This window comes from Ruthenibacterium intestinale (assembly GCF_040096265.1).
Taxonomy (GTDB): Bacteria; Bacillota; Clostridia; order Oscillospirales; family Ruminococcaceae; genus Ruthenibacterium; species Ruthenibacterium komagatae.
Genome location: NZ_JBBMFA010000095.1, coordinates 1 through 16,774, shown reverse-complemented (window position 1 = coordinate 16,774; position 16,774 = coordinate 1). Strand labels below are relative to the sequence as shown.

The 16,774-nt window shown below is 45.7% G+C and carries 19 protein-coding genes; 6 read left to right on the top strand and 13 right to left on the bottom strand.

Going from position 1 to position 16,774, the window contains the following annotated elements:
* Nucleotides 1-155 precede the first annotated feature (155 nt).
* The 4 genes from WMO24_RS09720 to WMO24_RS09705 all read left to right on the top strand — a co-directional run bounded on the left by WMO24_RS09720 (nt 156) and on the right by WMO24_RS09705 (nt 3,674).
* Nucleotides 156-404: a (2Fe-2S) ferredoxin domain-containing protein gene (locus WMO24_RS09720; RefSeq protein WP_349216246.1), complete on the top strand. Its 249-nt coding sequence runs from the start codon at nt 156-158 to the stop codon at nt 402-404.
* Entirely contained in the window at nt 401-2,068 is a 1,668-nt protein-coding gene (locus WMO24_RS09715; RefSeq protein WP_349216245.1) for a [Fe-Fe] hydrogenase large subunit C-terminal domain-containing protein, read from the top strand. The genes WMO24_RS09720 and WMO24_RS09715 overlap by 4 nt, the downstream gene beginning before the upstream one ends.
* A gap of 24 nt (nt 2,069-2,092) precedes the next feature.
* Nucleotides 2,093-3,268, top strand: coding sequence for a SpoIIE family protein phosphatase (locus WMO24_RS09710; protein ID WP_349216244.1), 1,176 nt, complete (start codon nt 2,093-2,095; stop codon nt 3,266-3,268).
* 109 nt (nt 3,269-3,377) lie between these two features.
* Nucleotides 3,378-3,674: an alpha-helical endospore appendage domain-containing protein gene (locus WMO24_RS09705; protein ID WP_349216243.1), complete on the top strand. Its 297-nt coding sequence runs from the start codon at nt 3,378-3,380 to the stop codon at nt 3,672-3,674.
* A 35-nt stretch (nt 3,675-3,709) separates the two neighbouring features.
* Here WMO24_RS09705 and WMO24_RS09700 read toward each other — a convergent pair whose 3' ends face one another.
* From WMO24_RS09700 to WMO24_RS09655, 10 genes are all read right to left on the bottom strand, one after another.
* Nucleotides 3,710-4,429 carry an ABC transporter ATP-binding protein gene (locus WMO24_RS09700; protein WP_349216242.1) on the bottom strand — a complete coding sequence of 240 codons (720 nt, stop codon included), beginning with the start codon at nt 4,427-4,429 and terminating at the stop codon, nt 3,710-3,712.
* 1 nt (nt 4,430) lies between these two features.
* Nucleotides 4,431-5,192, bottom strand: coding sequence for an ABC transporter ATP-binding protein (locus WMO24_RS09695; RefSeq protein WP_349216241.1), 762 nt, complete (start codon nt 5,190-5,192; stop codon nt 4,431-4,433).
* A gap of 4 nt (nt 5,193-5,196) precedes the next feature.
* The gene (locus tag WMO24_RS09690) at nt 5,197-6,279 is read right to left on the bottom strand and encodes a branched-chain amino acid ABC transporter permease (protein ID WP_349216240.1); all 1,083 of its coding nucleotides are present in this window, start codon (nt 6,277-6,279) and stop codon (nt 5,197-5,199) included.
* Nucleotides 6,280-6,290: 11 nt separating this feature from the next.
* Entirely contained in the window at nt 6,291-7,172 is an 882-nt protein-coding gene (locus tag WMO24_RS09685) for a branched-chain amino acid ABC transporter permease (RefSeq protein WP_349216239.1), read from the bottom strand.
* A gap of 86 nt (nt 7,173-7,258) precedes the next feature.
* Nucleotides 7,259-8,404, bottom strand: coding sequence for an ABC transporter substrate-binding protein (locus WMO24_RS09680; RefSeq protein ID WP_349216238.1), 1,146 nt, complete (start codon nt 8,402-8,404; stop codon nt 7,259-7,261).
* Between the two features lie 243 nt (nt 8,405-8,647).
* The gene (locus tag WMO24_RS09675) at nt 8,648-8,947 is read right to left on the bottom strand and encodes a YerC/YecD family TrpR-related protein (protein ID WP_494338177.1); all 300 of its coding nucleotides are present in this window, start codon (nt 8,945-8,947) and stop codon (nt 8,648-8,650) included.
* A 237-nt stretch (nt 8,948-9,184) separates the two neighbouring features.
* Entirely contained in the window at nt 9,185-10,105 is a 921-nt protein-coding gene (tsf, locus tag WMO24_RS09670) for a translation elongation factor Ts (protein WP_349216237.1), read from the bottom strand.
* A gap of 18 nt (nt 10,106-10,123) precedes the next feature.
* Entirely contained in the window at nt 10,124-10,855 is a 732-nt protein-coding gene (gene rpsB / locus WMO24_RS09665; protein WP_349216236.1) for a 30S ribosomal protein S2, read from the bottom strand.
* A gap of 147 nt (nt 10,856-11,002) precedes the next feature.
* The gene (locus WMO24_RS09660) at nt 11,003-12,916 is read right to left on the bottom strand and encodes an LTA synthase family protein (protein WP_349216235.1); all 1,914 of its coding nucleotides are present in this window, start codon (nt 12,914-12,916) and stop codon (nt 11,003-11,005) included.
* Nucleotides 12,917-12,989: 73 nt separating this feature from the next.
* A complete protein-coding gene (locus WMO24_RS09655; RefSeq protein ID WP_349216234.1) occupies nt 12,990-13,262 on the bottom strand; it encodes a PRC-barrel domain-containing protein in 273 nt (90 codons plus the stop codon).
* Nucleotides 13,263-13,369: 107 nt separating this feature from the next.
* Here WMO24_RS09655 and WMO24_RS09650 point away from each other — a divergent pair, with 107 nt between their 5' ends.
* Nucleotides 13,370-14,044 (top strand): HAD family hydrolase, encoded by a 675-nt coding sequence (locus WMO24_RS09650; protein ID WP_349216233.1) that lies wholly within the window; start codon nt 13,370-13,372, stop codon nt 14,042-14,044.
* A gap of 43 nt (nt 14,045-14,087) precedes the next feature.
* Here the strand turns inward: WMO24_RS09650 and sigG are convergent, their stop codons facing one another.
* The 3 genes from sigG to WMO24_RS09635 form a co-directional block, all read right to left on the bottom strand.
* Nucleotides 14,088-14,858 carry an RNA polymerase sporulation sigma factor SigG gene (sigG, locus tag WMO24_RS09645; protein WP_349216232.1) on the bottom strand — a complete coding sequence of 257 codons (771 nt, stop codon included), beginning with the start codon at nt 14,856-14,858 and terminating at the stop codon, nt 14,088-14,090.
* Nucleotides 14,859-14,938: 80 nt separating this feature from the next.
* Nucleotides 14,939-15,667 (bottom strand): RNA polymerase sporulation sigma factor SigE, encoded by a 729-nt coding sequence (gene sigE, locus WMO24_RS09640; RefSeq protein WP_349216231.1) that lies wholly within the window; start codon nt 15,665-15,667, stop codon nt 14,939-14,941.
* A gap of 12 nt (nt 15,668-15,679) precedes the next feature.
* Nucleotides 15,680-16,540: a sigma-E processing peptidase SpoIIGA gene (locus WMO24_RS09635; protein ID WP_349216230.1), complete on the bottom strand. Its 861-nt coding sequence runs from the start codon at nt 16,538-16,540 to the stop codon at nt 15,680-15,682.
* Between the two features lie 46 nt (nt 16,541-16,586).
* On the opposite strand from WMO24_RS09635, the gene WMO24_RS09630 reads away from it, so the two are divergent.
* The coding region (locus WMO24_RS09630; protein ID WP_349216229.1) for a hypothetical protein at nt 16,587-16,774 on the top strand (188 nt) is incomplete at its 3' end.

Genomic DNA, 16,774 nt, shown 5'->3' with positions numbered 1-16,774 from the left:
CGATTTCATTACAAAAGTCAAGCAAAAAATTAAAAAAGATCAAATTAATTCTCTGGGTTTTCTCCTATTGACCCGGTCCTTTTTCCTTTATATAATTAAAAATGAACAATTTTTGTTAAAAAGATAACGTTTCAGAAAGGCTCGGTGGACATACTATGAATATTTGCGTTTGTGTCGGATCTTCTTGTCATTTAAAAGGTTCTTACGATGTGATTCAGATGATGAAAGAGAATCTGGAAAAGAACAATTTAACAGACAAGGTGAATCTTTCTGCCGCCTTTTGTCTCGGAAAGTGTACACATGGCGTTTCTGTGAAAATCGATGATGAAATCATTACCGGTTGGAACAAAGATAGCTTCGATTCTCTTTTCCAAGAAAAGGTCCTCGGAGGGCTTTCAAAATGAATAGGTTTCTACAGCTCAAAAAATCGAACTGCAAAAACTGTTATAAATGCATCCGGAGCTGTCCGGTAAAAAGTATTAAATTTGCAGATGGACAGGCAAACATCATTGCGGATGACTGCATTCTTTGTGGCAATTGTTTTGTCAACTGCCCGCAGGATGCGAAACAAGTGCGCCTTGATACGCCTCATGTTAAAGAGCTGATTGCTTCCGGTCGTCCTGTCATCGCAAGTGTAGCCCCTTCTTTCATTGCGGAATTTCCCGTGAAAGATTTTGCCGCCATGCGTACCGCGCTTCTTTCTCTGGGCTTTTCTGATGCCGAGGAAACCGCAATTGGCGCTACTGTGGTCAAACAGGAGTACGAACGAATGATTGCCAGTGGAGAGCACGATGTCATTATCTCTTCCTGCTGCCACAGCATCAACTCTTTAATTCAAAAGTACCACCCTCTTGCCCTGCCCATGCTCGCACCCGTCCTGTCTCCCATGCTGGCCCACGGCAAGCTGATCAAAGAAGCGCAGGCCAATGCAGCCGTTGTCTTTATTGGCCCCTGCATTTCCAAAAAGGAAGAAGCGGAACTTTACTCCGAATATTGCGATGCGGTGCTGACCTTTGAAGAACTTGAGGCGTGGTTTGAGGAAAAAGGCATCTCCTTTTTCCTTTCAGAGGAAGACATCGGAAATAAACGTGCGCGCTTCTTCCCGATCAAGGGCGGCGTCATTAAAAGCATGCACACTGAACAAAGTGATTTTACATACCTCGCAGTAGACGGTGTGGAAAATTGCATTGCTGCTCTTCAGGAAATTGAAGCGGGCAATCTGCATCATTGCTTTATAGAGATGAACGCCTGCGAAGGCGCTTGTGTCAATGGGCCCGGAATCCGCCATCACCATGCTTCCCCTTTGAGCGGTGAGATCAAAGTGCTTGATTTTGCCGGAGAAGGCGAATTTACTTCCGCCGACCCGGGCGATTTGTCTAAAAACATGCCTTATGTCGGCACACACAGTCAAATTCCCGGCGAAAATACGATTCGGGAAATTCTTGCCAAGATGGGCAAAACAAGCCCGGAGCAGGAGCTGAACTGTGGCAGCTGCGGCTACAATACCTGCCGAGAAAAAGCCATCGCTGTGTATCAGGGCAAAGCGGATTTAAGCATGTGCCTGCCCTATTTAAAGGAACGTGCCGAAACGTTTTCCGGTTATGTAATCAATACGACGCCCAATGCCATTTTGATCCTGGACGAAGATCTGTGCGTACAGCAAATCAACCGTGCCGGCTGCAGTCTCTTCAATTTGAAAAATCCTGCTGATATTATTGGTTCGCCGATTGTCCGTCTTGTAAACCCGGCGGAATATCTGAACGTTATGACTACCGGCATTCCCGTAAAAGAGAAAAAGGTCTATCTGGCAGAATACAGCAAATACGTTTCCCAGACCATTGTGTACGATCGGGAGTATCACATCATTTTCATTATTATGCGCGATATTACTTCTGAGGAGGTTCAGGCCGGTCAGCATGCCGAGCTTTGCAATCGCACAGCTGAAATCACCAACGAAGTAATTGAAAAACAGATGCGCGTAGTACAGGAAATTGCAAGTCTTTTGGGTGAGACAACGGCAGAAACCAAAATTGCATTGACACAGCTTCGAGATGCCATCCAGAAATAAGTAAGAGAAAGGCAGAGCCAAACGATGAACCATTTGTGGACTGATACCGGTTACGTGAGCATCAATCACGTAGGAGAACAGCTTTGTGGCGATCGGGTGGAAATCATTGGAGACAACGAAAATTCTGTCACACTTGTTTTGGCGGACGGTTTGGGAAGCGGTGTAAAAGCCAATATTCTTTCTACACTGACCAGTAAAATTATCTGCACCATGATGGCCAACAATATGCCCATTGAAGAATGTGTGGATACCATTGTAAAAACACTGCCGGTCTGCCAGGTCAGGCAAGTTGCCTATTCCACGTTTACGATCATTCGTGTAACAGACAATTCCGTCGCTGAAATCATTCAGTTTGACAATCCAAACGTCATTCTTCTTCGGGACGGAAAAAGTGTGGATTATCCCATCACCAGCCGCGTCATTGAGGGCAAAACCATTCTGGAAAGCAAAATCCCGCTGCAGCTTCACGATGTATTCATTGCCATGAGCGATGGTGCCATCTATGCCGGCGTCGGAAAAAACATGAATTTTGGATGGCAGCGGGACAACATTATCGAATATGTTGAGCGCCTATATGAGGATTCTCTTTCTGCCAAGATGATTGCGTCTCTGATTGTTGACGAGTGCAATCGTCTGTACGAAGGCGAACCTGGAGATGATACAACGGCTGCCGCAATCCGCATCCGTGAGCGCGCACCAGTCAACTTGCTTTTCGGCCCCCCTGCTGACCCCAAAGACTGCACCAAAATGATGACGTTGTTTTTCTCCAAAGAAGGAAAGCGAATCGTTTGCGGTGGCACAACTTCCAAAATTGCCGCGGATTATCTTCACGAAACCATTGAGACCTCAATCGAATACGGAACGGATCCGGATATCCCGCCAATCGCGCATTTAAAAGGGGTCGACCTTGTGACAGAAGGCGTTATCACCATGAGCAAGGTTGTACAATACGCCAAAAGTTTTGTCGAGGGGTCCGACCTTTCCAACCTGTGGAGTTTGCAGACAGACGGTGCTTCTCTGATTGCGCAAATGCTGTTTGAGTACGCCACGGACATTAACTTCTTTGTGGGCAAAGCAATTAACCCTGCTCATCAAAACCCTGATCTTCCCATCACCTTTGGAATCAAAATCCACCTTGTGGAAGAGTTGACCGAATATCTGAAAAAGATGGGCAAACAAATCAAAGTCAGTTATTTTTAAAAAAGAAAGGCACTCGAGCGTCGTCTCGGGTGCCTTTTCACATTTTCCCACCTTCTTCATATACTGTTATTGTCAAGCGTTCGACGCCAACGAAGGAGGGATTATTCTTATGTCCATGCCGATTATCACAACTTCACCCAATCCAATTTCCATGAGTCAGGCCGTCACAGATCTTCTGGAATCCATCGCAATGGAAGAAACCGCGCTCAGTCACATTCTGAATGCCGAAGGCGAAAAAATCCAGAAAGCACTCGCCTGGGATGATATTTCTCTGGAACAAATCATGGAAGTCAATTCGACTGTCATGGAAATGGTTTCCACCGTCAACGAATTGGAACATACGCTGCGTGACAAATTAGAGTTTATCTCCAACAATCTTTATTACCCTTCTCGTGATCCGCAATAATAAAAAGGAGCCGTTGAACGGCTCCTTTTTATTGTTTAGATTCCGCCAAGATAAGCAGCTTTCACCTTCGGATCTTTTGCAAGCTCTGAAGCATTTCCTGACATTGCAATTACACCTGTTTCCAAAACATAAGCTCGGTTTGCAATTTCAAGCGCCATTTTAGCGTTCTGTTCCACCAGAAGGATGGTAACACCCGATTGATTGACGTCATGGATAATTTTAAAAATCTCCTGCACCAGCAACGGCGACAATCCCATAGAAGGCTCATCCAAAAGCAGCATCTTCGGGCTACACATCAGTGCACGGCCAATGGCCAGCATCTGCTGTTCTCCGCCCGACAAAGTACCTGCAAGCTGCCGGCGCCGCTCTTTCAAGCGAGGCAGACGCTCAAAAACCATTTCGTAATCCGCTGCAATCGCGTCCGCGCCATCCGTTCGCGTGAACGCCCCCAACTCCAAATTCTGCTGAACGGTCAAATTAGCAAAGACACGCCGACCTTCCGGGACCTGAGTCAAGCCCAATTTGATAATTTGATGCGGCTCCATGTTACTGATGGGGTTTCCGCAGAATGTAATCTCGCCGGCCGATGGCTTTAAAAGCTTGGAGATGGCGTGCAGTGTGGTTGTCTTGCCCGCACCGTTGGCACCAATCAGAGTCACAATTTCCCCCTGATTCACGGAAAACGAAATTCCTTTGATGGCATGAATGGCACCATAAGATACTTCCAAATCTTTTACACAAAGCATCTCGTCCATTTTACTCACCTCCCAGGTAGGCAGCAATTACCTTCGGATTGTTTCGAACCTGCTGCGGATTTCCCTGCGCAATGATTCTGCCATAGTCAAGCACCACGATTTCTTCGCACAAACCCATCACAAAACTCATGTCATGCTCGATCAGCAAAATCGCCACATTGAAATGCTCTCTTACAAACTTGATTGTTTCCATCAATTCTGCGGTTTCATTGGGATTCATTCCGGCTGCCGGTTCATCCAGAAGCAGCAATTTCGGATTCGTGGCAAGCGCACGTGCAATTTCCAACTTGCGCTGTTTGCCGTAAGGCAAACTGGATGCCAACTGATTCGCTTCATCTTCCAAATTAAAAATCTTCAGAAGCGACATTGCTTTGCCACGCATTTCCCGCTCTTTTTCATAATACGCCGGCAGCCGAAAAACACCTGCCAAAGAAGAATATTTTATCTGGTTATGCAGGCCAACCTTAACATTATCCAGAACCGTCATATCTTTAAACAAACGGATATTCTGAAAGGTTCTTGCAATGCCGGCTTTTGAAATGGCTGCAGGCGGTTGGCCGGTAATATTCACACCGTCCAAAATAATATCGCCTTCCGTCGGCTTATAAACACCCGTCAGCATATTGAAAACCGTTGTTTTTCCTGCTCCGTTCGGGCCAATTAAGCCATACAAACCGCCTTTTTCCAGACGAAGGTCTACTTTGTCAACAGCCTGCAAGCCACCAAACGCAATGCCCAAGTTGGATACTTCCAAAAGCGCCATGACACTACACCTCCCCGTCATTGGAATCCTTCGCCTTTACTTTTAACAGCTGAGGCAAACGATTTTTCAAATTCAAACGCCACTCCTTGCCTTTTTCGCTCTGATTGAACAACATCAGCGCAATCAAAACAATCGCGTAAATCAGCATCCGATAATCGTTCAAACCGCGCAGCAGTTCCGGAAGAACTGTCAGAACAGCCGCGGCGATAATCGAACCACGAATATTTCCGATCCCGCCCAAAACAACAAATACCAGGATCAGGATGGATGTGTTGTAGTCAAACTTTCGGGCTACGAGCGAAGAAAAGTTATGGGCATACAGAACACCGGCAATGCCCGCTAAAGCCGCGCTCAACGAAAATGCAATCATTTTATACTTGGTCACATTTACGCCCACAGATTCCGCTGCAATGCGGTTATCTCGAATCGCCATAATTGCCCGGCCCGTTCTGGAATGAATCAGATTGAGCACCACAAACAGCGTAAACATTACCAGCAAAAATCCCCAGATAAAATTGGAATCCCTGGGTGTCCCGGTAATTCCCTGCGCACCGTTAATCAAAATCAAGCCATCGGCATCCATGTCCAAGGCAGTTGCATCCGTCATGGAAAAATGCAGTCCATTGGCATCAAAGCCTAAATAGATGGAATTCAGCAGATTTTTGATGATCTCGCCAAAGGCCAACGTCACAATTGCAAGATAGTCCCCCTGCAAACGTAAAACCGGCACACCAATCAAAATGCCGAAAATGCCGGCCAACACGCCGCCAACGATCAACGCCAGCAAAAAGCGCACCCACGCAACGGGAATAATATCTTCCATCAGCAACGTGAACATGGCTCCGGAAAATGCACCGATACTCATAAACCCGGCATGACCCAGGCTCAATTCACCCAAAATTCCTACCGTCAGGTTCAGAGAAACAGCTAAAATCACATACGTGCAAATCGGAACCAACTGTCCCTCCAGCGAGTTGGACAATACGCCTGTCACTGATAAGAGCTCGATGACAACAAAAGCGACCACGACGATTGCATATGTAACAAGGTTTTTTCTTGTATTTCTACTCATATTTTTCAATCCCATGGCACTTCACCTTACACTTTCTCGCTGATTTTCTTACCCATAATTCCCGTGGGTTTCACCAGCAATACAACAATCAGAACTCCGAACACAATCGCATCCGCCAACTGCGCTGAAATGTAAGCCTTGCTCAAATTCTCAATCACTCCCAGCAAAATGCCGCCGATCATAGCACCGGGAATGGAACCAATTCCGCCAAATACAGCCGCCACAAAAGCTTTGATGCCGGGCATTGCTCCTGTCGTGGGTTGAAGAATCGGATAGGCCGAGCACAAAAGCGCTCCCGCAATGGCAGCCAAAGCACTGCCAATTGCAAATGTAAGAGAAATGGTCGCGTTCACGTTGATTCCCATCAATTGCGCCGCGCCTCTATCCTCTGAAACCGCCAGCATGGAACGCCCCATCCGCGTACGGTTGATAAACAGCGTAAGTGCAATCATAATGACAACGGACACCAAAATGGTGACCAACGCCTCACCCGTAATCGTGAGTGCCCCTCCCATCAGTTTGAGAGGCTGAATCGAAACTACGGATGTAAAAGATTTCGGTGCGGATCCCCAAATCAACAACGCCAGGTTTTGCAGCAAATAGCTGACACCAATCGCTGTGATCAATACCGCCAGACTGGGTGCATTCCGCAACGGCTTATAGGCAATCCTCTCAATGACGATTCCGAGAATCGTGCATACCACCATTGAGATCATCACGGAAACAACTGCGGGAAGGCCCAGATTGTTCATGGCAATAAACACAATGTAGCCACCCACCATAATTACATCGCCATGTGCAAAGTTCAACATTTTAGCAATTCCGTACACCATGGTATATCCCAGTGCGATGATGGCGTAAACGCTTCCGAGACTCAAGCCGTTGATCAGATAAGATAAAAACTGCATAAAATCTGCCCCTTCTCTCACTCTACTTGAATCCAAAAAGGCCGCCGGCCCTACGTAGGCCGGCAGCCTTGACTCTACGTCAAAAATTACATAGCCGTATAAACACCGTTCTCGATTTTTACTGCCTTCGGCTCTTTGTTGGGCTCACCACTGGCAGACCACGTAATTCCTGCACTGGTAACGCCGTCAATAGAAATCTCAGTAAACGCCGTTTTCAGCTTATCACAAATATCCGACGCGCTCATATCGGCAGTAATACCCGCCTTTTCGCAGGCAGCTGCGATTGCGTAAACACCGTCGTAAGCATCGGCTGCAAACTGGTTCGGTTCAATTCCAAAAGTCTCTTTGTATTTCTCCGTAAAATTGGTCGTAATTTCATCAGAGCCGGGAACATACGGAGTCAGCAGCATTACGCCTTCCGCCAGAGAAAGATCGAATTTATCTACGTTCAAAATGCCGTCCAAGCCATCACAGCCAAAGAACAGAGGCTCATATCCCTGAGCCGCCGCAGTGGTCAGGATCTGGGTCGCCTCGGTATAATAAATCGGCAAAAAGACCAGTTCGGCACCAGCAGCCTGGCATTTCTGAACCTGAACGCTCATATCGGTTTTGTTATCTGCTGTGAACGGCTCTGCCGCTACAATTTCAATTCCCTGGTTTTCGCACTCTTCCTTGAAGTTGGCATAAATGCCAGAAGAATAAGAAGTAGAGCTGTCATAGATAACGCCTACTTTGGTAGCCAGCTTGTTCTCGCCAATGTATTTTGCAGACGCCGTCCCCTGGTTGGGGTCAGAGAAGCAAACACGAAATGCGTTGTCATACTGTACGCATTTTTCAGCTGTGCCAGAGGGAGTCAGCTGGAAAATATTGTCGTTATAACTCTCTTCGCCAATCGCAATAGTGGGATCGCTGGTCGTTGCGCCAACCAGAATCTGCATTCCCCAGTCTTTTAAGCTGTTATAAGCGTTAACGCCTTTTTCGATGTCGTTTTCGTCATCTTCAAACTGATAGGCAAACTGGATGCCACCTTTTGCATTGATCTCATCCACAGCCAACTGGATTCCGTTCTTCACAGCTTCACCATACTGGGCTGCAGAACCAGTAATCGGGCCAATTCCGCCGATCTTGATAGCCGCAGGATCTGCAGCACTTTCTGTATCGCCTGAACCGCCGCAAGCAACCAGCGATGCGGCCAGACACAGAGCCATTGCAACACTGAGAAACTTTTTCATACTTTTTCCTCCAAACTAAAATCCGCAAACGGATATGTATTGATACTAATTTTACCCATAAACTGAGCGCGGTGCAATTCGCCATTTTTACATACTTTTGTCCGCTAAAGCACGTTTTTGGTGTATTTTGCATAAAAACAGATGTTTTTATATTAAACTCTTCTTAGAAACACATTTTTCGCAGATATGCAAATCATTGTAAAATCAAAGGTTTCGAACCAATAGGCTCAAAAACAAAATGTTTTATTCTAAAACATCAGAAGATTTTTCTTCTGCAGATACCCGACCGAGAATTGTTCGGTAACCGCCGTTTCCATATTGAATGCAGCGATTGATACGGCTGATTGTCGCAGTGCTGATTTCAACCTCTTTGACAATTTGCTCATATGTTTTTCCATCCAAAAGCATATTAGCTGTCTCCACTCGCTGAGCCATATCCGCCAATTCTTTCATTGTGCACAGATCCTCAAAAAAATCCTGGCATTCTTCAATTGTCTGCAGCTCAAGAATTGCCCGAAACAAAACTTCGGTCTGCCTGGACATTTTCTCTTTTCGTGACAATCTACCCATCTCCTTCAAGCAAAATGCTGCATTAATACTTTAATACTTTACCATACGAAAACAAAAAATACAACTGTTTCGCTGAAAGAATTTTAAAACACAAGTTAAAGAAAGTCCCCGGCTAGATCCACTCCAAATAAAAACGAGAGTCCCGCCTAAAACAGAACTCTCGTTTTCATTACTGATTATTCAAATAAATGTGTTGTTAAACACACAAACTTATTTGATCATGCCGGCCACTTCAGATGCGAAATCATCCGTACGTTTCTCCAGGCCTTCGCCTTTTTCAAAACGAACATATTTCACAACCTGAATGTCACCACCCAGCTCTTTGGCGGTATTCTCAATGTACTTGGCCACCGTCAAATCCGGATCTTTGACATACTGCTGATCAACCAGGCAGTTTTCTTTGTAGTATTTGCCGATTTTGCCCTCGACCATTTTTACTTTAACCTGCTCCGGTTTGCTGGCCAGCTTCGGGTCATTACTGATCTGCGCCAGCAAAATCTCCTTCTCCTTCGCCAGAACCTCAGCGGGAACAGACGCCTCGTTCAAATAAGAGGGATTTACAGCGGCAATCTGCATTGCAATGTCTTTGCCGAAAGCAACAAACTCCGGTTTGGCAGCAACCTCGTCAGAAGTCTCAAACTGAACCAAAACGCCGTGAGTACCGCCGCCATGCACATAAGCCGCGCAGATTCCCTCGTAACGCTCGAAACGACGAATCTTAATATTCTCGCCGATTACGAGAATTTTCTCCTGCAGAGCGCCCTCAACGGTGCCATCGCCCATTTTGCAGGCCAGCAGAGCCGTGACATCCGCAGGATTCTCATTCATGATCACTTCTGCTACGTCCTTAACAAAGCCTTTAAACAGATCGTTTTTGGCAACGAAATCCGTCTCGGCATTGACCTCTACCACAACGCCCAGCTTACGGGAAATATCAGAAACAGCATAAACCATGCCTTCTGCAGCAATGCGGCCAGCCTTTTTCGCAGCAGCAGCCAAACCTTTTTCACGCAGATATTCGATTGCTTTATCAAAATCGCCGCCGGACTCGGTCAGCGCTTTCTTGCAATCCATCATACCGCAACCGGTCTGCTCACGCAGATTTTTTACGTCTTGTGCAGTGAAAGCCATTTTTCTTTCCCCTTTCTATTATTCAGCAGCCTCTTCCTGAACCTCTTCCTCAGCGGGAGCATCCTGCGTGCCCTGACGGCCTTCCAGAACGGCATCCGCCATAGCGCCAGCAATCAGTTTAACAGCACGAATCGCGTCGTCATTGCCAGGGATCACATAATCAATCTCATCCGGATCGCAGTTGGTATCCACAATTGCAACGATGGGGATGTTCAGTTTTCTTGCTTCGGAAACAGCGATGCGCTCTTTGCGCGGGTCAACAATAAACATAGCTTTCGGCAATTTGTCCATCGTTTTCACGCCGCCCAGGAATTTCTCCAATTTCTCCAGTTCCAGTTCCAGCTTGGCAACTTCTTTTTTCGGCAGCATCTCAAACGTGCCGTCCTCACGCATTTTGTTGATCTGCTCCATGCGATCGATCCGGCGACGAATGGTGCGGAAGTTCGTCATCATGCCGCCCAGCCAACGAGCATTGACATAATGCATGCCGCAGCGCAGAGCCTCTTCACGCACAGACTCCTGAGCCTGTTTTTTCGTACCAACAAACAGAATGTCGCCGCCCTCAGCTGCAACGTCGCGCACAAAGTTGTAAGCCTCGTCCAGCTTTTTAACGGTTTTCTGCAGGTCGATGATATAGATGCCATTGCGCTCGGTGAAGATGTACTTCGCCATTTTGGGGTTCCAGCGGCGGGTCTGATGACCGAAGTGCACGCCAGCTTCGAGAAGTTGTTTCATAGATACGACTGCCATAAAATTATCCTCCTAAAATTGTTTTTCCTCCGCATTGCCGTCCTGCCCCTTCACCTGTTTTCAGGCACAAAAAAGCAAAGCAATGCGTGCGTATTGCCGAATTAGTATAGCATACTCAACAAAAGAATGCAAGTGTTTCTTATTAAGTTATCCCTCATCCGTTACATAATCTTCCTGATAAGGCTCACCGAACATATAGTCGTACTGCAACATCCAGTGATCATTATACCACTGTTCCTGCTCCTGGGTCATTTCTTCGCTGAAAGATCCGTCTGGTTCTACTGTAATTCCCCGTGTACGTGCCCGCATAACGGACAATTCCTGAATTAAGAAATCATACCAGGTCGGCGTTTCAAGCCCATACAAATTCATGACAACAGGGCTTATTTCGTATGCAGCAACCGTTCCCAAATCAATCGGTTCTTTATAATAGTTACTCCAAATCAGCAAATCGGTCTGACGAAGATTCGGACTGGTAGTATCCCCCTGATCGATATAACCGGTTTTTTCAAACACTTCGTATCCTGTACCCAAAGGATTGTAATGATCGCCCCAAAATACAATGATCGTCGGCTCGTCCACATCGCTAAAATAATCCACCAATTCTCCCAGTGCCTGATCCGCTTCGTATACTCCTGTAGCAAAATCCTGAAGCTGAGAAACGGTATTATCAGAGAAGCCCGGATCTTCGAGCACTTTTACAAGCTCTTCTTCCGGATAACGATTCGAGTCATAGGTTGTATGGTTTTGCATGGTCACCGCATGGACAAAAAACGGCGCATCCGAATCCGCTTCATGGTTTTCATATTCCTCAATGATTCGCTGGGTCATCTGGGAATCTGAAATAAACCCTCTCTTCAGTTCCGGGTTGGAAAAATTTTCTGCCGAGATAAATGTATCGATTCCCAAATTCGGGTATGCCGTATTTCGGCTCCAGAATTTTCCGTAATAACCATGAATTGCGATGGTATCGTACCCCTGTGCCTTTAAAAACTGCGGAGTCGAAAACATCGGTTTTGTCACATATTGCTGATAGGGTTTACTACCGGCCGGCAGATGCTCCAGCGAAAATCCGGTCAACGCCTCAAATTCAACATCACATGTACCGCCGCCAAAGGACGGAGAGTAGCATCTTCCATAAGCTGCCTGTTCAGCCAGTGCCTTCAGGTTGGGTGTCAGTTCGCGGTCAAAAACAACACCTTCCAATCGGGACACATCCCAAAAAGACTCGTTCATTACGAAAATAATATTAGGCTGCTGCACCACCTCTTCTGTGCTGCTCGCATAACTGTTGGCAAAGAAAGGTTCAGAATCCGCCTTCTGCGCTTGCTCTGTGCGCTGCACAATTTGATCGACTGCTTCCTGCGAATACCCGTCCGGCGCGGAAATATCCAGAACGCGCAGATTTGTAAAAAAGCCGGTGAGGATGCCATAATTTTTGTAATAGCGATCCTGCATCCACATATCTTCATAGATTCCAAAGAACTGGCAAACCGCGGTCTGCATCCATATTCCGAAAACAATCGCCAGGGCTCCCACAAAAGATCCACCCGATAAAATCAGCCGCCAGTGCCATTTGCGTCCGGAAGTTCCCATCGGTAAACGAAGAAAGCCCGCAAACAGGATCATTACTAAAAGCAGGACACCGACCACAATCATGCTCGGCTGCACCTGAAGTTGAATATGCTCGGCCACACCGGCCAAGTCACCGATCTGTGAAAAATCCCAAGGCAAAAACGGCTCTCCGCGCATCTCCAGCTTATAATAGGTGACCACACCTGACACGTTGGTCAAAAGTCCAAGTATAAGCGTTGCCACCCAATGACGTGCCGTCAACTGACTCACAAGGACATAGAGCAGAATGAGAAATACCCATCCCCAAAAGAACCCAAAGAAGTGCGAAAAAAAGCGCGTTGTCCAAAAATCCGAAAGCAATGTTCCTCGATGGATCCATTCCATCGTAAACAGAAAAACGGTTGGAACAATGAGCGTCCAAGCCAGATTAACCCAAAAAGAGTCACGCCAAGACGCTCGCTTTTCCCCACCAGAAACTTGTTTCATGCTGAACCACCTTTATTTTAACTGTCCTTTACCATCGTTTTACCGATTCTTTCATTATATAATATTTGTCAAGTTATATCATGAAAAGGAACTTTTTCTTACGAACCGGAACAATCGTTTTCGTTTCAACTAAAATGACATCGCTTCCAATTTTTCGGATATCTTTCCACGGAATCAGCGTATCCTCTTCCCGTCCCAGAAGGCCAAACAATTTTAATCGGCCATATAAAACAAGATTTTCAATACAGGCCGTATTTTCATCAAAGGAAAGATCATCCACTTTTCCGAGATTGGCCCCCGTAGAAATGCAAATCACATCGCGCTGACAGAGTTCATACAATGTCATAACGAAACTCCTCCCTTTCTTTATTCACATTTTATTCCAGAAGAAAGGGTTTCTATGCCGCTGAAAATGTTGTATAATAAAATACATTATCGAATAAGAGCGATACGGTGGGTGATTTTTTGTATAAAAATATTGTATTTGATTTGGGCGGAGTGGTCGTTGATTTTAATCCTCGTGAATTCCTGGTTGATCACTTTCTCAATGAAAAAATTGAAAATAAACTTTATGATATCACATTCGGCAGCGCTGAATGGCTCAAGATCGATGCTGGCGTAATGACTCGCGCGCAGGCCTATGAGATTATGCGCGAAAAAGGAAAAGATTTGGGGCTTTCTTTTGAAACAGATGTCATCTTATCTGATTGGTTTGACATGTTAAATACCAAAGATGACACTGTTCAGTTGATGAAACGCTTAAAAAAGCGCGGCTATCGGCTGTTTTATCTTTCCAACATTGCCGACGATGTATTGGAAACTTTACAGCAGCGGAGATTCTGGTCTCTCTTTGACGGTGGAATCGCATCTTGTGAGGTACGGTTGCTGAAACCAGATATTCGAATCTACCAGACTTTGATTCAAAAATACCACCTGATTGCCTCTGAATGTGTTTTTGTCGACGATAATAAAATCAATGCTTCTGCAGCATTTGATGCGGATATGGTGGGCATTCATTTCCGAAATGTACGCACACTGCAACGAGCCTTAAAAAGCTACGGTATTGAAACGGAACGGAAGTCACCCCGGCATGCCAAAAAGGAGCCGGAAAAGGCCGTTACAAAATAATATTTAAAAAGACGCGGGCACAAAGCTGTCCGCGTCTTTTTACTTAAATTTGCTTTTTAATTCGCTCCAAAGCACCTTTTTCCAGCCGACTCACCTGTGCCTGGCTGATTCCGATTTCGCGAGCCACTTCCACCTGTGTCTTTCCGGCAAGATACCGAAGCGAAATAATTTTCTTTTCACGGTCCGATAAGGCGCCAATCGTATCCCGAAACAAAATAGTGGAGATCCAGCTCTCTTCGCCCTCATTTTCGCCTATTTGATCCATCACATATAGCGTATCCCCACCATCATTATACACTGGTTCATATAAGGAGAGGGGTTCCATGACAGACTCCAGAGCCAAAGTCACCACCGACTGTGGTTGCTCCATACGGGCAGAAAGTTCCTGAATGGTCGGGTCTCTTCCCAGTTCTTTCTGCAACTGCTCTCTTGTCTGCATGGCGTGATAGGCCATGTCTCGGACCGACCGACTGACACGCATACTGTTGTTGTCTCTGAGAAATCGTCGAATTTCTCCTAAAATCATTGGTTGTCCATAGGTGGAAAACCGTAATCCCAATTCCGGGTTAAAATGGTCAATCGCTTTGATCAGCCCAATGCATCCCACCTGAAAGAGATCGTCCATACTTTCTCCACGTGACGCAAATTTCTGTACCACGCTTAAAACCAACCGTAAATTCCCTTGTATCATCGCCTGTCGTGCATCTTGATCTCCCGCCTGCGCTTTGCGAATCAACTCAATTTTTTCCTTTTCTTTGAGAACCGGCAGTTTTGCGGTATTGACACCACAGATTTCCACCTTGTGATATTGCACGTGCCACACTTCCTCTGAACAAGTTCTTGTTCAGAGTATGGACGTCACGCTTAAAAATCATAAGAAGAAAACTCTTCCAGTTATTGTTCGATACGCTCCAATTCACCTCTTAATCGCTTTATAATGCGCTTTTCCAAACGAGAAATATAGCTCTGTGAGATGCCTATCATATCCGCAACTTCTTTTTGGGTATGTTCCTTTCCACCATTCAATCCGAATCGCAATTCCATAATTTGACGCTCGCGTGGATTTAAATGATCCACAGCCTGCCGAAGCATGTCACATTCGGCGCACTGCTCCAGTTCCAAGCTCACTTGATTCTGGTCGCTTCCCAGCACATCGGATAGCAACAGCTCATTTCCATCACAATCTGTATTTAATGGTTCATCAATACTGCTTTCCTGTCTTCGATTGCTGCTTTTCCGTAAATACATTAATATTTCATTTTCAATGCAACGACTTGCATAAGTTGCCAGTTTGATATTCTTGGATGGTACAAACGTATTGACTGCTTTTATCAGCCCGATGGTTCCAATAGAAATCAAATCCTCCGCACTTGTTGTCTTGCTTTCAAACTTTCGCGCGATATATACCACCAGTCGCAAGTTATGAACGATCAGCAAATCCCTCGCGTCGGTACTTCCCTGCTCTAACCCTGCAAAAACAACTCGTTCTTCTTCTTTTGATAATGGCGGTGGCAAAATTTCCGGGCCATTGATATAGTAGAGATAATCCGGCAAGCGTACCCCAATGATCCATTTGAACAACAATATTTTCCAGAAATTTTTCAGTGTTATTTTTCTTTTCATTGTTTGATCCTCCTAATGCTCCGCCGTTGCCGGATTCACCAAAGCTTCAAATGTCCCATCTCCCAGCCGTTCCGGTGTAAAAACAGCTAAGGCTGCCGTGGTTTCCCTCCAACGTTCTCTTTGCATCAACTGCAACGGTGCTTTTATTGCGGGAAGCAGCCTCATTCCGGTTGCCGTTCGGGCAGGAATCAGGCGAATTCCATCTCCTGCCTGTAAATTTCCAGTTCGAAAATAATTTGAAAGAGCCTTTTCCAACGGAATGGAAAGTTTTGATTGCACTTCCGGGAAACTGAGCAAAAATGTACTTGCTCCCGATATAGGGTCTTTAACATGATATCCTGTATCCCATAAAGCATATCCATCTAATTTGTCAGAGCCGAAAGTCGCACGGAACGGCAGGACGATTTGTTCTCTTGGCCTTCCCATCAAAAAGGTCATAATCTGCATCACAAAATATGTACCCGTGACACAACCAATCAGAAGCAGCGGAGACACATTAAAATAAAGTGTCATATTATAAATTTGAATCTCTGACGGCTCCAAATAGTACAGCGCCAAAAGAATCGTGCCGGATAAAAGCACATTTAATGCTACATACCACAATAAACACTTCAAAAATATGCGCCGACCGTTTTTAAAAAAAGCCAGGGCCACAATGGTCCCTGCGCTGATAATTTTCATCAAGCCCATGATCCAAGCTGGAAGCGGCGGCAATATTACCATTAAAGAAGATATCCCCGCCAATATACCGCCGGCAAACAAAAAAATTTTTTGTACCGCGCAACCAGTCAAACTTGCACAGCAGCGCAGCAAGCACCATCCGATCAATGCATTGGTAAAAAACAAAATATCTACATAGACAACGCCACGCATGCAATCCCCCCATTGAAAACAGCCTAACACTTCAGCCGCGCAAAATATGTCACACCTGCAGAACTTGTCCCGGAAAATGGTATACAGCGCTCTTCCCTCAAGCGCTGAAATCAACGACTTAGGCGTAGAGTATAAAAAGACCCCATCACCTCTCGGTGTGGGGTCTCATTTCTCCATATTCTACTTTGGAAATTTCATTTTGCCTTTTTGGAAAATTCGTTTTGCCCTTTTTTA

Excerpts from the sequence above, each read along its gene's own strand:
- WMO24_RS09720 (WP_349216246.1), top strand. The coding sequence starts at position 156 with ATGAATATTTGCGTTTGTGTCGGATCTTCTTGTCATTTAAAAGGTTCT.
- WMO24_RS09715 (WP_349216245.1), top strand. The coding sequence starts at position 401 with ATGAATAGGTTTCTACAGCTCAAAAAATCGAACTGCAAAAACTGTTAT.
- WMO24_RS09710 (WP_349216244.1), top strand. The coding sequence starts at position 2,093 with ATGAACCATTTGTGGACTGATACCGGTTACGTGAGCATCAATCACGTA.
- WMO24_RS09705 (WP_349216243.1), top strand. The coding sequence starts at position 3,378 with ATGTCCATGCCGATTATCACAACTTCACCCAATCCAATTTCCATGAGT.
- WMO24_RS09700 (WP_349216242.1), bottom strand. The coding sequence starts at position 4,429 with ATGGACGAGATGCTTTGTGTAAAAGATTTGGAAGTATCTTATGGTGCC.
- WMO24_RS09695 (WP_349216241.1), bottom strand. The coding sequence starts at position 5,192 with ATGGCGCTTTTGGAAGTATCCAACTTGGGCATTGCGTTTGGTGGCTTG.
- WMO24_RS09690 (WP_349216240.1), bottom strand. The coding sequence starts at position 6,279 with ATGGGATTGAAAAATATGAGTAGAAATACAAGAAAAAACCTTGTTACA.
- WMO24_RS09685 (WP_349216239.1), bottom strand. The coding sequence starts at position 7,172 with ATGCAGTTTTTATCTTATCTGATCAACGGCTTGAGTCTCGGAAGCGTT.
- WMO24_RS09680 (WP_349216238.1), bottom strand. The coding sequence starts at position 8,404 with ATGAAAAAGTTTCTCAGTGTTGCAATGGCTCTGTGTCTGGCCGCATCG.
- WMO24_RS09675 (WP_494338177.1), bottom strand. The coding sequence starts at position 8,947 with ATGTCCAGGCAGACCGAAGTTTTGTTTCGGGCAATTCTTGAGCTGCAG.
- tsf (WP_349216237.1), bottom strand. The coding sequence starts at position 10,105 with ATGGCTTTCACTGCACAAGACGTAAAAAATCTGCGTGAGCAGACCGGT.
- rpsB (WP_349216236.1), bottom strand. The coding sequence starts at position 10,855 with ATGGCAGTCGTATCTATGAAACAACTTCTCGAAGCTGGCGTGCACTTC.
- WMO24_RS09660 (WP_349216235.1), bottom strand. The coding sequence starts at position 12,916 with ATGAAACAAGTTTCTGGTGGGGAAAAGCGAGCGTCTTGGCGTGACTCT.
- WMO24_RS09655 (WP_349216234.1), bottom strand. The coding sequence starts at position 13,262 with ATGACATTGTATGAACTCTGTCAGCGCGATGTGATTTGCATTTCTACG.
- sigE (WP_349216231.1), bottom strand. The coding sequence starts at position 15,667 with ATGAAAAGAAAAATAACACTGAAAAATTTCTGGAAAATATTGTTGTTC.
- WMO24_RS09635 (WP_349216230.1), bottom strand. The coding sequence starts at position 16,540 with ATGCGTGGCGTTGTCTATGTAGATATTTTGTTTTTTACCAATGCATTG.